Annotated in this window: 13 protein-coding genes; all 13 read right to left on the reverse strand. The window is 40.2% G+C overall.

Going from position 1 to position 16,955, the window contains the following annotated elements:
- Nucleotides 1–25: 25 nt before the first annotated feature.
- Entirely contained in the window at nucleotides 26–3,970 is a 3,945-nt protein-coding gene (locus tag QQJ93_RS10405) for a YhdP family protein (RefSeq protein ID WP_089122286.1), read from the reverse strand.
- Between the two features lie 11 nt (nucleotides 3,971–3,981).
- Nucleotides 3,982–5,451, reverse strand: a complete 1,470-nt coding sequence (gene rng, locus QQJ93_RS10410; RefSeq protein WP_089122285.1) for a ribonuclease G — start codon at nucleotides 5,449–5,451, stop codon at nucleotides 3,982–3,984.
- A 51-nt stretch (nucleotides 5,452–5,502) separates the two neighbouring features.
- Nucleotides 5,503–6,102, reverse strand: coding sequence for a Maf family protein (locus tag QQJ93_RS10415; protein ID WP_089122284.1), 600 nt, complete (start codon nucleotides 6,100–6,102; stop codon nucleotides 5,503–5,505).
- Nucleotides 6,103–6,192: 90 nt separating this feature from the next.
- On the reverse strand, nucleotides 6,193–6,681 hold the full coding sequence (gene mreD, locus QQJ93_RS10420; RefSeq protein ID WP_089122283.1) for a rod shape-determining protein MreD: 489 nt from the start codon (nucleotides 6,679–6,681) through the stop codon (nucleotides 6,193–6,195).
- Nucleotides 6,674–7,555 carry a rod shape-determining protein MreC gene (gene mreC, locus QQJ93_RS10425; RefSeq protein WP_089122282.1) on the reverse strand — a complete coding sequence of 294 codons (882 nt, stop codon included), beginning with the start codon at nucleotides 7,553–7,555 and terminating at the stop codon, nucleotides 6,674–6,676. Before mreC ends, mreD begins: the two co-directional genes overlap by 8 nt.
- Before the next feature lie 52 nt (nucleotides 7,556–7,607).
- The gene (locus QQJ93_RS10430) at nucleotides 7,608–8,651 is read right to left on the reverse strand and encodes a rod shape-determining protein (RefSeq protein ID WP_089122281.1); all 1,044 of its coding nucleotides are present in this window, start codon (nucleotides 8,649–8,651) and stop codon (nucleotides 7,608–7,610) included.
- A gap of 447 nt (nucleotides 8,652–9,098) precedes the next feature.
- On the reverse strand, nucleotides 9,099–13,223 hold the full coding sequence (locus tag QQJ93_RS10435) for a DUF6701 domain-containing protein (RefSeq protein ID WP_089122280.1): 4,125 nt from the start codon (nucleotides 13,221–13,223) through the stop codon (nucleotides 9,099–9,101).
- A 37-nt stretch (nucleotides 13,224–13,260) separates the two neighbouring features.
- The gene (locus tag QQJ93_RS10440) at nucleotides 13,261–13,749 is read right to left on the reverse strand and encodes an MSHA biogenesis protein MshP (protein ID WP_089122279.1); all 489 of its coding nucleotides are present in this window, start codon (nucleotides 13,747–13,749) and stop codon (nucleotides 13,261–13,263) included.
- A gap of 10 nt (nucleotides 13,750–13,759) precedes the next feature.
- Nucleotides 13,760–14,545, reverse strand: a complete 786-nt coding sequence (locus QQJ93_RS10445) for a PilW family protein (protein WP_089122278.1) — start codon at nucleotides 14,543–14,545, stop codon at nucleotides 13,760–13,762.
- Nucleotides 14,546–14,547: 2 nt separating this feature from the next.
- Complete coding sequence (locus QQJ93_RS10450; protein ID WP_089122277.1) at nucleotides 14,548–15,144, reverse strand: type IV pilus modification PilV family protein; 597 nt, start codon at nucleotides 15,142–15,144, stop codon at nucleotides 14,548–14,550.
- A complete protein-coding gene (locus QQJ93_RS10455; protein ID WP_089122276.1) occupies nucleotides 15,137–15,646 on the reverse strand; it encodes a prepilin-type N-terminal cleavage/methylation domain-containing protein in 510 nt (169 codons plus the stop codon). Before QQJ93_RS10455 ends, QQJ93_RS10450 begins: the two co-directional genes overlap by 8 nt.
- Before the next feature lie 168 nt (nucleotides 15,647–15,814).
- On the reverse strand, nucleotides 15,815–16,321 hold the full coding sequence (locus tag QQJ93_RS10460; RefSeq protein WP_089122275.1) for a type II secretion system protein: 507 nt from the start codon (nucleotides 16,319–16,321) through the stop codon (nucleotides 15,815–15,817).
- Between the two features lie 43 nt (nucleotides 16,322–16,364).
- On the reverse strand, nucleotides 16,365–16,931 hold the full coding sequence (locus QQJ93_RS10465) for a prepilin-type N-terminal cleavage/methylation domain-containing protein (protein WP_089122274.1): 567 nt from the start codon (nucleotides 16,929–16,931) through the stop codon (nucleotides 16,365–16,367).
- Between the last annotated feature and the right edge of the window lie 24 nt (nucleotides 16,932–16,955).

A 16,955-nucleotide genomic window follows, 5' to 3' on the forward strand; every position in this document is an offset into this window, starting at 1 on the left:
CCTTGTGAAATCTAGACCTACCGGGCTATTTAGATGATTTATCTAACTGGTATTCACCACGACTACGGGAGATTTCTTTTACTTCCGGAGCATCCAGGGGACCTTTCACAGAATATTGAACTTTGGTAAATACATCAACAACCGGTGATAGTACTTTGGTAATAGCAAAAATTGCCACCGCAGTTTGAGGGGCAACCGCAAAAGCAGCCACCAAAGGTACACTCGACGTTAAGTCGGGAATAAAGGTGACTTCCGCATCCACTAAACGAGTATTAAGATCGGCTTGCCCTTTTAGCATTAAATCTCCAGCAGAACCATCCATTTCAAGATCGTTAGTGACAAAGATACCGCGCTTGATATCACCACTCCCTTTAATAGAATCAAACGTCATACCGTGATCAAACACACCAGTAAAATCTAACTGCATCTTACGAACGATCGAATCCAAGCTGAATAGACCCAACAAGCGAGCAGCACCATTGACATCGGTGATCACACCATCTTTAAACTCAGTTTTCAAATGACCATTTAAGGTATCGGTTTTCACTGACCATGGCGCACCATCCCAATTAGAACTCATAGAAAGATCAAATGATGCTTTTTGAATACCAGAATTAATGCCAAAGCGAGCCATCACCTCGGAGTTATTCTTACCTGTTAAGCTCAAATTAAAATCAGAATGACTCTTCTCACCAGATAACTCCCACCAGCCCTTTGCCTGTAAGTGGTTTGAACCCGTTTTAAAGTCCAAGTTTTTCCACACGAGCTTATTTTTATCACGTTGAAGTTGCATATCAACCGTGCCAACTTTATAACCTTGTAGCCATAAGTCGCCAATTTTCAATGATAGGTTTGGCATATACTGATGAAATTGACGATCAAATTCACTGATCAAAGGTTCATCTTCAGCTTTACCTGAAATCAGTTGAGCATCTTGATTTTCTGGCTTGTTATCCCACTCCGGAATAAAAATATGTACTGACTTTAGATCTAAGCTTAAATCTTTTTTATTGCGGTAATGGCCACTACCGACAATTTCACTACTCGATAAATTAATCTGCCAATCTTGCGGCTTATGAATGGCATCTAATTTGACTTGATGCCAATCTAAATCGCCAAGCACCAAAGTTTTTGTATTAATATTAATCACTTCTGGTACAGGTATCGCCGGCATATCGATGCTTGCTGTTTTCTGGAGACTAACGTCATCACCATTTGTGGCGGGTGAACTTTTAGATGAATGATCGGTAACAAGTGGATCCGCATCTGCCGGCTTAATATTTAATGCATGATCTTTATCCATGGCAAAATCAAACCATTCATCGGCATTAAATTTATTGGTATTGATCGACAGGTAATGCCCACCAATCGGGCTAACCTTAAACTCTCCCCGCCCAACAATTAAGTTGGTCGCACTTAACACTGGCGTTTTTGGGTGAATATCAATATCAGCCTGATACTTCACATTCGGGAGTGTAATTCTTGCATTAACCGTCTCTTGATTACCGGCTGCTTGTAAACGGCCTTTACCTTTAATTCCTAGAGCCTTTCCTAGCGGCGCAGGGTATTGACTGGTTAAAAACTCTAAATCTGCATTACCATCTACCTGATAAGTAAAGCCTATATCACTTAAGTGTAAATCTACCCCTAAATTCCATGGAGCATTACCTGCTAAAGGCTTCAACCAGGTCGAGTCAATTTGTTTTTTCAGTTCGGGGATATCAGTGTCACCAACAACATCCACCTTCACGGCATAACCTTGACCTTGGGTATGACTATTAAAATCTAATGCGATAGGTTGATTTAATAAATTCGCTTTTAAACCTGAGCCTGTCACAACATCGTTTTTAAAATCAATTTTGCCGTTTGCTTTTTCAAGTTGAATTGATGGAGTCTGTACGGCAATCGGATTATCTTTTAATTGCGCGAAACCACTCACATCAGGATCACTACCATCAAATGGAATGTTTAAACTAAACTCGGAATTGACTGTTCCTGAAACTTGCACTGCTGTCAAAGCTGCGCCAACTGAATCAACTAATGGCGTTGAAGTCATATAATCACGAACAGCTTCTCCATCGGCTTGTGCTTTGGCATTGATTTCAATATGCCCATCTGGAGACAAATCTGGGATCACCCCATCAATATGGCTAGCATGTACATCCATTAATGTTGCAGAATCCGAATTTAAATACATGCTGGCATTTTCAAATAACAAGTCGAGCTGTAAATCTGTGATTGCTGGCCATGCGGTATCAAAACTAAAACGAGCATTTTGTAAGGGCACTTTAGCCTGAAAAATACCTTTATGGTTGAGATAGGGAAAATCGTTTAAAGCGCCGTACCAAAGAATTTGTGCCGTTTTCGCTGTCCCTCCTTGAATTGCCGCTGACAGATAATCTGTTAGATCACGACCCAGTGCTAAAGTTGGTAAATAGCGCCATGTTTCGCCGGCCTTTTTAGCATCAGCTTCAACATACAAAGACAAGAATGGCGATTGTTCATCTGGAAAATCCAGCTCAAATTCGCCAATCGCCGATAAGTCTGAATTCGATACTTCAATTTTATCCGCCCAAAGTTTCCAACCAGATTGATACTTTTGCCATACCAGATTGACTTTACTTTGTTCAATATTGAGAGGCGCTTGGAATACATCGCCATAAGGCACCACATCATCTTGCAATGTTGCCTTAATCGAGGCGTTATTAGCATCTCCCGTCACAGTAGCTGAAAGCTTATTAATACCAGGTAGGAGATCCCATTGCTTCATCGCCACTTTATTTAATGAAACGGAATAAGTCAGCTTTTCACTTTGCTTAGGAATATTGACACGAATATCTTCAATAGAACCGGTGGGTTGTAATTTACTAAGCCATTCCATTGAGCCATTTTGGCTTTTCAATACACCAAGCAAAGGAGTTAATTTTTCAATCTCTAAACGAGATAAATTCAGCGCTTGATGATCAGGTTGCCAATCCAAGGCAAATTGAAATTGCGGCCATTTGCCATCGTTGGTCTTTATTAAAAAGTTAGAACCTAAGATCTTCCAACCTTCATCGCTCGGCTTGAGGTTGACCACACCATGATCAATATCGAGTTGATGTCGATTCTCTTTATTACCCCAAATTAAATGTGAAGGCTTTAACTCAACTAAAGCATCTGTTGGTGCCCCTTGCTTTAGCGTTAACCATGCATTCAGGCTAACTCTACCTGAATCGATCGTGGTCGACTCTTTAACATATTGTGGCACCCATGGAGTCACTCGGATATTTTCTGCTGAAACAAAAAACTGCCCATCGAGATAACGTAAGTTCCCTTGCTCACTAAAGTTAGCGATAACAGAAACCTTGTTTAAATTCGCCCCAGCGATACTCACCACCCCTTCTGCACGGTGCTGATTATCATTATTCTCCCAACGTAAACGTTCGATATCGACTAAACGAATTTCACCATTGAGCGAAAGGTATTGGATACTTGAATCGACAAGAGAAAACTCACCAAGTTGTCGTAAGAATAAGTTTTGCACATTTTTCAGGGATTTATCTGAAGGTTCAGAGTGTGAGGTTGTCTTTTGATCTTTTTCAGGAATTAAAGGCCAGCGACTAAGATCGGCACGCAGCCCTTCAATTTTAATATCCGCTAATTTAAGTTGCAGGTGAATTAAGGATTGGATTAAATCGATTTCAGCATCAGCTCGATCGATCGTCACTATTGGGATTGACTCCCCCGGCAAAAAGACTTGCACATGTTTTAAAGCTAGTGCTGGGGTAATATTTCCCCAGTAACCGCGGATCGATTCAAATTGAACTTCGACACCTGTGGATTGTAATACTTGAGCTTCAATCTCATCGCGATAACTATCAAGACTAGGAAGAAACAGACGGAGTAAAGTGACGCTAACCGCCCATACCACCGCTATCGTTAATACTGTCCATAATAAAATCCGCCACAGGCGCTTAGGCAAGGTCACTCTTTTCTCCGCTACATCATCACGACGTCAAACTGCTCTTGAATATACAAAGGCTCAGCTTGAATCTTAACTTCTTTTCCGATAAATACTTCTAGCTCACCTAATGCATGTGACTCTTCACCTTGTAATGCTTCGGCAACGGCAACGGCGGCATACACCACGAATTTATCAGCATCGTAAGCACGGTTAACTCGAGTCACTTCTCGTAGAATTTCATAACAGACGGTTTCAACGGTTTTCACCGAACCGCGACCTTTACAAGTAGGACAACCAGAACATAGAACATGTTCAATACTTTCTCGAGTACGCTTGCGGGTCATTTCAACTAAACCAAGCTGAGTAAAGCCATTAATGTTGGTTTTTACTCGATCTTTCGATAGAGCTAACTCTAGTGATTGAATCACTCGACGGCGGTGTTCATCTTCAAGCATATCGATAAAGTCGATAATAATAATACCACCAAGGTTACGTAAACGAAGTTGACGAGCAATCGCTTGAGTCGCTTCAATGTTGGTATTAAAGATTGTCTCTTCTAGGTTGCGTCGACCAACAAATGCACCAGTATTAATATCCACCGTCGTCATGGCTTCCGTCTGATCAATGATCAAATAACCACCAGATTTTAACTCCACCTTACGATCTAATGAACGTTGAACTTCATTCTCGGTGTCGTACATATCAAAAATTGGTTTATCACCATGATATAGCTCTAACTTGTCGGTCAAGTTAGGCACAAACTCGCCGGTAAATTCTAGCAAAGTCTCATAGGCTAAACGCGAATCGACCTGAATTCTGCTGATCTCTGTGCCGACAAAGTCACGTAAAATACGCTGAGCCAAGCCAATCTCACCGTACAACATAGATTTAGTCTTATATTTACTACGACGTTCGTTGATCTTATTCCACAAACGTTTTAGAAAAGCCGCATCTTGCGCCAGCTCTTCACTATCCGCTCCTTCTGCAGCAGTACGGATAATAAAGCCACCATTCTCATCACAATAAGGCAAAACCGTTTGTTTTAGGCGGTTACGTTCCGATTCATCATCAATACGCTGTGAAACGCCAACATGAGCGGCTCCAGGCATAAATACTAAGTAACGCGAAGGCAAAGTTATGTCAGTGGTTAGACGAGCGCCTTTAGTGCCTAGTGGATCTTTAACGACCTGCACAACTAGATCTTGACCTTGACGAACCAATTCTGCGATATCTCTTACTTGGAATTGTTTCTTTTCATTTTCGGCTACACATTCAGTATGAGGAACAATATCTGAGGCATGTAAAAAGGCCGCTTTATCTAAACCAATATCCACAAAAGCCGCTTGCATGCCAGGCAATACTCGGCTGACTTTACCTTTATAAATGTTGCCTACGATGCCACGGCGTGACTCACGTTCAATATGGACTTCTTGTAATAACCCAGCCTCAATCATCGCGACTCGAGTTTCACTAGGGGTGACGTTGATCAGTAATTCTGCACTCATGATTGTGCCTCATAAATTTTGGTCGCTAAAAATGGAATAGCGCAATAAATCTTAAATATATCGATTCAATAACTCATCGGTCTCATATAAAGGTAACCCCATTACAGCATGAAAACTGCCATCAATACGGGAAACAAAACGGCCACCAATACCTTGAATGCCATAGCCACCTGCTTTATCGCACGGTTCGCCAGTTTGCCAATAAGTTTCAATTTCTTGTTCAGTTAAAGACTTAAACCATACATCAGTTATCACCACTTTAGTGTGATGCTCAATAGAAGTTGCGACAGTCACAGAAGTCATTACTTGATGTTGTCGATCCGATAATGCCTGCAACATGCGTAAACAATCCGCATAATCATTTGGTTTTTCGAGAACTTGATCATCGACAACAACAATTGTATCAGCCCCTAAAACAGGAAGCTCTGATGCTTCTGCCATAGATGAAATAAGTTTAACACCCGCTTGGGCTTTTTCACGAGAAAGGCGCTTTACATAATCGACAGGGGATTCGTTGATTTGTTTCTGTTCTTCAATATTAGGAACCACAATATTGAATTGGTAGCCAAGTTGAGTGAGAAGTTCTTTGCGTCTAGGTGATCCTGAAGCCAGATAAAAATTAAAATGCTTTGAATCAGAAGAATTAGACATGCCACCTCACCAATGAAAGTTATTTATCGAAGTTGTAGTGTGAATGTATTTGCAACTAACCACACTGCAACTTCAAGTCACTATAATACTCTAGCGCATGTGCCAATGTCGTCTCACTCTTCTTAAAAGTAAGAACATCCACGGCCATAAAATGCAATTCACTGCACCCGACCATAGAAGATGAGGATTAAAGTCGATATCTTTTATTAAAAACTCACCAAAGAACTCTATAAACTCAGCTAATGCCGTTAACCCTCCAATCACTACACCTTGCTGCCATAATGCCATGTTACGTAATACTTGGAAGTTTAGTGCAACCAGATATGCGGTAATCGACATTACGATACCGTGTACACCTAACGTCGTACCTATCACCAAATCCCAAAGTAGACCTAAGATCAAAGCGGTTCCAACATTAACACGATGTGGTAAGGCTAATATCCAGTAACTAGAAACAAGAATAAGCCAACTTGGACGCATCATTTCGAGCGGTCCAGGCCAAGGCACAGCTTGTAGAATAAGAGCAATAAAAAAAGATACCCAAATAATTAACTTGCTTCTAAATAAGTGATTAGTCATTACCAATCGCCTCTTCTTCAGTTAATTCGATGGTTTGAGCTTGCTTTTGGCGCTCTTGATCAGGCCACACCAACAATAAATAACGCAGGCGATCAAATTCAACGACAGGTTTAGCGGTAATTTCAGCAAAAGGAAGGTGGTTATCATTTTTAACGCTAGTGACATAAGCCACTGGATAACCTTCAGGATATCGTCCCGCTAAGCCAGAAGTCACTAATAAGTCACCAGTTTCAATATTAGTACTGGTTGGTACGTTTTCTAATTTAATAGAATCGATATCGCCATTGCCCGATGCAATTACGCGAATATCATTACGTAAAACTTGGACCGGAATAGAACTATTACTATCGGTTAATAACAATACGCGACTATTATGAGCCGATACATTAATGACTTGGCCGACAATACCTTTTTCGTTAATGACGGGTTGTCCTTCATAAACACCATCAGTACGGCCTTTATCGATTACGACCTGATGACGATAAGGTGACGAGTCAACGGCCATCACCTCTGTCACCACTTTACGCTCATCTCTCACATAAGGAGAGCCTAGTAGTTCTCGTAAACGAACATTTTCTTCTTTGTATTGCTCAAGTAATAACAAATTACTCTTTAAGCTAAGAACTTCATTTTTTAACGCACTGTTAGTTTGAACCAAGGTTTTCATACTATTCAAACGTTCATACATTCCATCAAACATACTTCTTGGTAAGTTGGCCGCATATTGAATTGGCGCTACCGAGCTATTGAGTAAATATCGAATATTTGAAAAAGTATCTAAACGACTATCAGCCAGCATTAAGCCGGCTGATAATATCAGTGCGAAAAACAAACGCAATTGTAAAGAAGGGCCGCGGCCAAATATCAATTTCATGCAGTTAAATTGTTCTATCTATTCTTATAGATAATTCCCAAATACTTAGGAATTATTCTTCGCTGAATAGATCACCACCATGCATATCGATCATTTCAAGCGCTTTACCGCCACCAAGAGCAACACAAGTTAGTGGCTCATCAGCAACCACAACCGGAATACCCGTTTCTTCAGTGAGTAGGCGATCAAGATCTTTTAGTAGTGCACCACCACCAGTCAAAACCATACCATTTTCAGAGATATCTGAAGCAAGCTCTGGTGGACATTGTTCTAATGCAACCATTACGGCAGATACGATGCCAGATAGAGGCTCTTGCAATGCTTCTAAAATTTCGTTTGAGTTCAATGTAAAGCTACGCGGCACACCTTCAGCAAGGTTACGACCACGAACTTCCATTTCCATCACTTCATCGCCAGGGTAAGCTGAACCGATTTCGTGCTTGATTTTCTCAGCTGTCGATTCACCGATTAAGCTGCCGTAGTTACGACGAACATAATTAATGATCGCTTCATCAAAACGGTCACCACCGATACGAACAGAAGATGAATAAACCACACCATTCAAAGAAATCACGGCCACTTCCGTCGTACCACCACCGATATCGACAACCATAGAGCCGGTTGGCTCAGAAACGCGAAGGCCAGCACCAATTGCTGCTGCCATTGGTTCATCGATTAAGTACACTTCACGAGCACCTGCACCCAGTGCTGACTCACGAATTGCACGGCGTTCAACTTGAGTAGAACCACAAGGTACACATACCAATACGCGTGGGCTTGGTTTTAAAACACTATTATCATGCACTTGCTTAATAAAGTGTTGCAGCATTTTTTCTGTCACGTAGAAATCAGCGATCACACCGTCTTTCATTGGACGAATGGCAGAAATATTACCCGGTGTACGACCAAGCATTTGCTTAGCTTCATGACCTACTGCTGCTACGCTTTTTGCAGAACCAGTACGATCCTGACGAATAGCGACTACAGAAGGCTCATCAAGAACAATGCCTTGACCTTTAACATAAATAAGTGTGTTGGCTGTACCTAAATCTATTGAAAGATCGTTTGAAAACATACCACGAAGTTTCTTGAACATATTCTTCGTTATCCTAAGAGCGATAGAAGGAAATAAAATTGTGCTAAATGTACCAATGCCTTGCACTGTCGGCAAGCATTAACCGTACACAGAGTAAGAATAGGCGGTATTCTTACATAAAGTTAACTCAAGGTCAGGAAAAAGATGGGATTCGGATCTCGATACTCGGGAGTTTCACTGCTCGTAGCTCGAAAAAAGAGCAAAAGCGGTTCCTAGTTTCTAGAAAAATAAGATCGCTGGTCGTTACTCGGTGCTCGGACGGTTTCGTAGCTAGCTAAAAACCGTCATCCTGAAAAGCGACGTAGGAGCGCAGTTCAGGATCTCCAACCGCTGTAGGAGATTCCAAACAGTTCGTACCTCACTTTTGGAATAACGACGTTACATTTCCCTTCTCTAAAAGACGCTCCCCGAAACCACTCTTCCTAGGGACTAGGACCCGCTCCCCTATCACTTCCCCGTTAAATTCGGCTCACCCCGATAAATAATACGATCATTACCTCGATAGGCGCCAAAATTAACGACAGTCGAAGGATCTTCATCCCCTTTATTGCGCCAATTAAATTGCAGCCAAGGTTGCTCGACATTTTCAGCATTACTCCAGCCATCAATCGTTTCATAAAGATCATCATCTTGCTTTGGTTCAGGGTTATTACCAAAGCCACCAGAATCATTCCCCTGTCTTAAGAATAAACGGACCGTCTCGCGAGTCAAGGTCTCTTGCTTAGCTTTTACTTGGCTCGAACGACCATTCGAAACCGTCACAAAGGACGACGAATTACCACTGGTCAGTGTTGCTGAGCTGCCAGAGACATTACTCATCACATAGTAAATATCGGTTTTAAACTGACTACCATTATCATCTTCATTAACAACAAAGTTTGAATCATCCCAATACTCTATTCGAAGTGGTACTGAAATAGGGCCACCAATAGGGCCACTCACCGCATTTAGTACCATACGACCATAACGGAAGTCTGGTTGGTGCATAAAGGCTACACCTACGTTATCTAACCCAAATGGTGTAGTGAAAGTATCCGTAGAAACAAAATTCTCATTGAAATTCACTTGATCATCATTGGTATATTCACTACTTGATGTATCAACAACGACACCAAAAGTACTATTTGAATTACTATATGGTCCATCAGGAGTGCTTAAATATGGTGAACTATCAAGTAAAATCTTTAAAAACATAAAATCATTACTCTCAAATTCATAAGTTGCTTTATCCCAAGCATTATCTACTTGATTCGACCCTTGAGAAATTCGGCTGTTTAAAGAATCACCCTCAATCTCACCGCCAAAAACCACTTCTTTTTCTATTGCCTCTACAGAAAAAGCCGCTTTTAAACTATTCACAAAATAGTCATAGTTTTCAGTATCACTATCCGTTGCACTTTTCGCTTTGACTCGATAATCCATCTGAATAGGCTGATTCATATAAGCAAATTCATAATGACCATCGGCATAATCCCAAATATTGTCATTTTCCAATTTGAAATGGTGTGGATAGAAGCGACCAATTTCACGGTAGCCTAGATTAATATCCATGCCTAAATAATCTGACGTAGTATCAGCATTAATATTTAAACTGCCGACTTCCTGCCAAGCTAAAGTATTATAGCTATAGTAATGATCGCCATCATTTGCTTCAGCATTATAGGCTCTCTCTAAACCATCATCAGATTGAATTCCGGAACCTAAACGGCCATTTACTGGTGTTGCTAAAGTGTTCCCCATCAAGACCGTAGCTGATTGAGCGTTATCTAAGAAGAAGTTGGATGTAACTGCAACATCACAATAACTAGAAATGTCAATATCATCCGTTAACGAGCCTCTATCTTGCCAAACAATCGGCGCTACGCGTAGGCTGAATTTTTCCCCAGCAGCAACAAAGCCACTGCCTCCATTTGAATCACCACTCATATCTTGGTTATCAGGAGAACATATAGCAAACGTCCACGGACGAACATCAACATTAATAAGCCCGGTTAAGGTTTCAATATTTTCTGTGGTGCTATCGCTATTGGTTACTTCACATCCATCATAATCTTCTGGACAAACAAAATCTGGGTCGGTTAACGTAAAATTTAACGAACCAGATTGCATATATTTCAAGTAAGCCGTGCTTTTTGCTTCACCAGAAAAATCTAACGTTACATCGGTAGCACTATAACTGCCATTTTCATCGCTACTTACCTGTAAATCACCATTGGTAGCACCTTGTGCGACGGTAGGTTTGGTTAAAGTCACATCCGATATTTTCAGTGCTTTGCCACCGCTATAACCTTCAACAAGCGTGACGGTATCATCCTTACAAGCAAGAACTTGAACATCAAACTTTGTAGGATGGCCAGCAATGGCTTTAATGGGATCAGGAGTCGATGAGAATTTATACGGACCAAATAAAATATGACCTTCATCATTAGCCGTAGAGTCTTCTGTCAATTCAGCATAAACTGTGTATTCATTAGTAAAGCTTGATTTAACAGGGACAACAACTACTCCTTGATTTGGGGTATAAACATAATCGATCACTTTAGAACCTGTTGCTGGGTTTTCAGGTGTTAAATCATCAGGGAATGTGGCAGTAATGGTTCCATCATAATCGGTCGCGACACTACCATCTTCGTTATAAACCGTAAAAGAGATTTCAGGTGCTTCACATAACAAAGAAAACTGATGAGTTGGTGTCACGGTTAGAGTATGCGATGCATTCGGTGCGACACCACACCCTTCAATAGTGGTTGCATAAATATAGTTATCACTCGAAGAATCGCTGATTTCGATATTAGCAGCAGAAAGTGACCCAATAAACTGCGTAGGTTTGGCATCATTATAAACTTTAAAACCCGTAGTAGATTCAGAAGAAATGAACCAACGAGCATTGATATAAGTATCCGATTGGTTATCGTCATAACCAGATTCACTACCATGGCCAAGTAATATTAAATCATCAGGTGAATATTCGGTTAAATCTATTTGATCAGGAGCATCACTAATATGATCAGCTCTATTAGGGTTTGCATTTATATATACACCTTGAGCCGTTGCCTTTATTTTATTGTAATGAAGAATAACCTGACCATTCACCTTTAAGTAATGATTTTCACCACTTTCAAACTTTAATTCTCCTATCCAATATTCGCCAGAATTTAAAGTTACACCTTTGGTTTCACCATCCTTATTCCCTTGAATCGTTAACTTTTTATAATTCCCAGGTTCTAAAATTAATTCATCACTACCTTTTTTCCATTTAATATCACTACCAGAAGCTTCAAAACTAGGTAGGCTTGGAACACCCTCACTAAAAATATCCCCAGAAGCATTAATACTGCAATCTTCAACCGACTGACCTGCAAAGGTTCCATTACTAGAAAATACACATCCATTCGGATGTTCAGCGTTGAACTCGATGTCTTTAGAGCCAAAGAACAAAGCAGCATTGTTATCTAAATATAATCGGTTAGCACTCCCCTTATCGCCATCGATCAATGTCAATTTACCTGTTGCAATACCATCAGAACTCACTAGGTTTGTTTGAATAGCACTAGGGAAATACTCACAAACATCAAACGATGGAAGTGGTGGAGGGTCAGCACTTAAGCACTGATCTGTTCCTTCAATACCCACATTTGGATCAGCAACAAATTTAGTGCTAGTAACAGCCCCATAAATAGTTACGCTATTATTTAATGTCACTTCTTTTGCAATTATACACCCGTGATAATCACCGCCATTCGTGGCTGAAACAGTCATTGTTCCAGTAGGGGCATAATAAAAAATTGGATTCGTGGTGGTTAGAGTAGGACGTGATATTGTTTCAAATGAGTCGATAATATTAAAAAGCACGTCTTCTTCAGTGGTAATTATAGCATTATTCCCCCAAACCATCTTTTTTGTAGTAATGGTAGTGTCTGACTCAAAAATCATTTCAGAATTACCGTCACTTGCTAACGTCATGCTACCAATATACAGTTGCCCTGAAAAAACAATATTAATCTGACTTGCACCAAGGTTGTTACCATATATTGAAACAGATAAAGAATTTAAATTTTCATCAATATATATATTAATGATATTACCGACTTGTTCATAATGACACATTTGGGAGTCGGCTCCACAGTTAGAGCTAATCGAATAACCTGTAAGGTTTAAATTAGTCGAAGGTAATGGAGAAGGTATAGACGTTATTTCTGGTGGCGCTGGGGCTTTTTTAGATTCAGCGCTATCATAATCAGATTCAAGACCACAGCCTAGCCCCGGACTGCATTCTGCCGCCCAGGCCGTTTGGTATTCATTATCACTTGAATCAAAACCTAGCAATAAAACCGGAGTAGAAGGGTTATATAGATTATTATTTTGTTGATATATACCTTGGTTGTTTTCAATAAATTCATCACTCCAACCATTTACAGTACCACCAGATTGGAAAGTCACAGAACTCGTTACCCCTTTCCACCCTTGTAAAGGCTCTGGGAAGTACTTTTTATAATCATCCGTGTTATTAGCCCAGACGATAGCGGGAACCGATAACAAAAACAAAATAATAAAGCGAAAGAAAATACGCATCTATTCCTACCTTGAACCTATTAAAATACCTTAAAAACTATTTTAAAGTCGTGACTACAATATCTTGTGCACGCTCTACTCTGAATAGGCCATCATCATCGCCACAAGAAGCTTTAGCGGAGACTTTAAAGAAACCATATTTTACTTCACTTCCACCTGAGTCGGTCATAATGTGGGGAGTACAGGTTAAGCTGTCAATTTGGCAATGTTGATACTCAGCATCATTGGCAAAATAACCATTTGGAAAAGTCAAAGAGCTTGTACAATAGCTGGAAAGTTTATCTAAATCTTCCCCAGTTTCACCTAAAGGAAACAACTGTGTCATCGCCCATTCATTAGCAGAGTGAGCCATAAACCATGCACGGTTACCCATAATTTCTCGGCTTTGAGTATCTTGATTTGACCATTCTAAACGTGCCATGGTTGAGGCCAATAACCCCATAACCACAACAACAAAAATCACAACAATCAAAACGCTACCTGATTGAGAAGCTAAAGATGAATGAGCTTGCTTTATTTTATTCATATACATTCACCTATGGCACATTCATCACTTGAACATCATTTTCATAATTACTCACTTCATCACCACGTTTAAAACGTAACTGAAAGTGAATCAAAGCACTACGTGATAGTGAGTTTTCGCCATCAGCCCCACCGGTACCATCAGCAAAGTAAGCGGTCTCAACGTTTTCTCCCACTTGAATAGCACCATTAGTATCCACTTCACGAGTTAAGCGAGTACCTTCTTGGCAATAAGTCACTTTATGGTTGTAGATGTATAATCGATTAGCAGGAGAGGCAACAACATTACTGGCGTTAAAATCATCATCAAAGGCAATAGAATAAATATTGTCATCATTTTTAGTCACACTAGAAAGCACAATACTTTGTGTACTATTAGTAGGTTCTAAATCTTCCGGTGTAGCTGGATTAATCACCATATTATTACCTTGTAGTACCGTACCTTCTGGTGATGAGTTGGTATTTACCACCACAAAACGAAACCGATCATTTATTGAATCGTCATTTTGTTCAAGAACAGCATAACCTCCAGAATATTCAATAGGATAAAAACTTAAACATGTATCATTATTGGTCACAGAAAAACTGTTTGGAACAGCATGACGTATTTCACGAGTCAGTTTTTCAACAACAAAGCGCGCTTGGTTTTGCAATTGCTGTCGATCAACGGTATCGGCATACCCTTTGGTACCAAGCTCGATAAAGCCAGTAATGCCCATCACCATAATGCCGATCGCAACAATGGTGATAATTAATTCAATTAAAGTGAAGCCGCTCTGTTTCTTCATCTTCGCCATGATCAGTAATTTCCTTTATAACCTACGAATTTAACGCTTTCGTAATTTTGGGAGGAAACCGTCAATGTCACTTTTTTCATGGTGTGTTTACTGTCAGTAAACGACTCAGTGCCATTATTATTAATATTCATGACATCCACCATCACTTTAAAATGTGGATATTGGTTACTATTATTGATCAAATCTGACAAAGGGTAAGAGTTGCTTTCTGTACATTGCACATCAGCGGCATACCAACATCCAATGTAGTCATCCACGTCATTAAAAGCGTTTGCTGTCTCTTCCTCTGGGCCAAGAGCGGATGAACATTCTTGAATCTCAACATCAACTGCATCAGGATTACCTTCATCATCACAACGAATTCGGCTACCACTTGGATCACTATTGTCATCAAACCCACGCGACAAAATAGTATTCATTACGCTTTGTCCTAAAGCTGATGCACGTACAATGTATTGTGGGCGGCCTGAATCTTCAACTCGCGGAAAAAAGATAGAAAATAAAATAGTCATAGCAATGCCCATCACCACCATGGCGACAATACTTTCTATTAAGGTGAATCCTCGCTGATGAGCATTACGATTGTTTTTATTATTCATTGTCACAATCTCCACCAGAAACAAAGCCTTCTGAGTTAATGCAAACTTGGGGACTTTCAATATTATTACCATGCGCTTTTATAGTAATGGTGTAATAAGATCCAATTGGTAATCCTCCATCAACAAATGGGCGTCCGAGTAAATCAAATTGGAGGACACCAAAATCAGGAGTAACAGTAAAAGCTAAATTTTGCCCATCAACTTGAACCTTGCTACTCAATGACTCATTACCATTACAAGCCGCCTGAGAGCCTAGGCAAGTAGTTGAGACATGTAATTGATATTGTGGGTTTCCTGAGCCATCTTGAGTATTAGACTGCATACGCGCTAATTGAATTTGACGAATAACAGAAATTGCTTGTGCTTGTGCTGCATAAGGAGAAAAAGAGGATGCGCCTTGAAAGCGACTGGCGGCAAATACAGAAAGTATTCCCAATATAACGATAACTATGGTGAGCTCAACTAACGTAAAACCACACTGTGAAGAATAACGTTTCAGCATTTGGCTGCGCCTGTATTCGATTTTTAGTTTTTTGGCTATTGGTTCCTAGTTCTTAGTCCCTAGAGATTGGGAGTAAGAAGTAAGACAACTTTGAGTTCAACATTTAACTACTTAAATTTAAAATGAGAAAAGCGAGGTATAAACCCCGCTTTATTAAACCAATTAAAATTAGTTTGATGGATTAAGCTCACATTGAATATCGCTAGCTTCGCCATCAACATTAGCAATAGTTACAGTTGCAGGAGCGCTATCTGTTGCTTGAGTATAAATAGCAACACATGGAAAGTTAGTAAATCCGTAAGCAACAGCATCTGCACCAGAAATAACAGATGCAGCAGCAGTTGTCATATTAGACCAATCACCAGGTAAACCATCAACCGCAGCTTCAATACCATCAGCTGTAGCTGTTGGGTAACCATAGATAGTTTCGACCTCTGTACCATCAGCAGATGAAACTGTAACAGCTGTATCTGAACGATCTACACCTTGAATAGCCGCTTTACCATAAACGATGCCAGCCGCACCTTTCATACCACCAGAAAGGCCTTTAACCGCACTTACTTTTGCATCATCTTGAAGGTTTAAGAATTTAGGTGCCGCCGTTACAGCAAGAATACCTAGGATTACAATTACAACCACTAATTCGATTAGGGTGAAACCGCCTTGTTTTTTCATAGTACTTTCTCTCTATGTTTTAAGTTTACGATACTGCCATAAATTATGGCTGTAAGTTTACGGTCACACGACCAGTTTTCATTTCATACGTAAAGGAGTGCTTTGCCCCTTCTTGCTGAAAATAAATACAAGCGTTCGATTGTGCCTTTGCTAAATAACGCACATTCTCACTCTTATCTTGTTGCGCTACATCCACACTTTGGGTTAACGGTGGGTTCTGCAGCAAGTATTCCATTAATAACACACAACCCTCATTAGTGATGGTGGTGGTATACTCTGAGTTATCTTCTCGAACTGACATAGGATAACCATTTAAATAACCACTTAACCCTGAAGCTTCGTTATCGGTTAGCCATAATGGTGAACCATCTAATTCAACATAATTATAATTTGAACGTCCCGATTGTTTTTTCGGCCTACGATTCACTTCCCATTGAGATCGAGCTGACAATACCGCAGCTGCATAGCCAGCCGCAACACCTTCTACGCTACTTTTTTTCGCTTCTTCTACGATATTCAAATATTTAGGTAAAGCAATAATGGCGATTAAGCTAATCACTACTATCACTATAACTAATTCTAACAGAGAAAAGCCTGACTGTTTTTTCATCGTTTTAAAAAACCATAGCCATAG

It is taken from the genome of Vibrio algivorus, assembly GCF_030161215.1.
In the GTDB taxonomy this organism is placed as follows: Bacteria; Pseudomonadota; Gammaproteobacteria; order Enterobacterales; family Vibrionaceae; genus Vibrio; species Vibrio algivorus.

What these genes read in the sequence shown, in the direction of transcription:
- rng (WP_089122285.1), bottom strand. Translation starts at nt 5,451, where the DNA reads ATGAGTGCAGAATTACTGATCAACGTCACCCCTAGTGAAACTCGAGTC.
- QQJ93_RS10415 (WP_089122284.1), bottom strand. Translation starts at nt 6,102, where the DNA reads ATGTCTAATTCTTCTGATTCAAAGCATTTTAATTTTTATCTGGCTTCA.
- mreD (WP_089122283.1), bottom strand. Translation starts at nt 6,681, where the DNA reads ATGACTAATCACTTATTTAGAAGCAAGTTAATTATTTGGGTATCTTTT.
- mreC (WP_089122282.1), bottom strand. Translation starts at nt 7,555, where the DNA reads ATGAAATTGATATTTGGCCGCGGCCCTTCTTTACAATTGCGTTTGTTT.
- QQJ93_RS10430 (WP_089122281.1), bottom strand. Translation starts at nt 8,651, where the DNA reads ATGTTCAAGAAACTTCGTGGTATGTTTTCAAACGATCTTTCAATAGAT.
- QQJ93_RS10435 (WP_089122280.1), bottom strand. Translation starts at nt 13,223, where the DNA reads ATGCGTATTTTCTTTCGCTTTATTATTTTGTTTTTGTTATCGGTTCCC.
- QQJ93_RS10440 (WP_089122279.1), bottom strand. Translation starts at nt 13,749, where the DNA reads ATGAATAAAATAAAGCAAGCTCATTCATCTTTAGCTTCTCAATCAGGT.
- QQJ93_RS10445 (WP_089122278.1), bottom strand. Translation starts at nt 14,545, where the DNA reads ATGGCGAAGATGAAGAAACAGAGCGGCTTCACTTTAATTGAATTAATT.
- QQJ93_RS10450 (WP_089122277.1), bottom strand. Translation starts at nt 15,144, where the DNA reads ATGAATAATAAAAACAATCGTAATGCTCATCAGCGAGGATTCACCTTA.
- QQJ93_RS10455 (WP_089122276.1), bottom strand. Translation starts at nt 15,646, where the DNA reads ATGCTGAAACGTTATTCTTCACAGTGTGGTTTTACGTTAGTTGAGCTC.
- QQJ93_RS10460 (WP_089122275.1), bottom strand. Translation starts at nt 16,321, where the DNA reads ATGAAAAAACAAGGCGGTTTCACCCTAATCGAATTAGTGGTTGTAATT.
- QQJ93_RS10465 (WP_089122274.1), bottom strand. Translation starts at nt 16,931, where the DNA reads ATGAAAAAACAGTCAGGCTTTTCTCTGTTAGAATTAGTTATAGTGATA.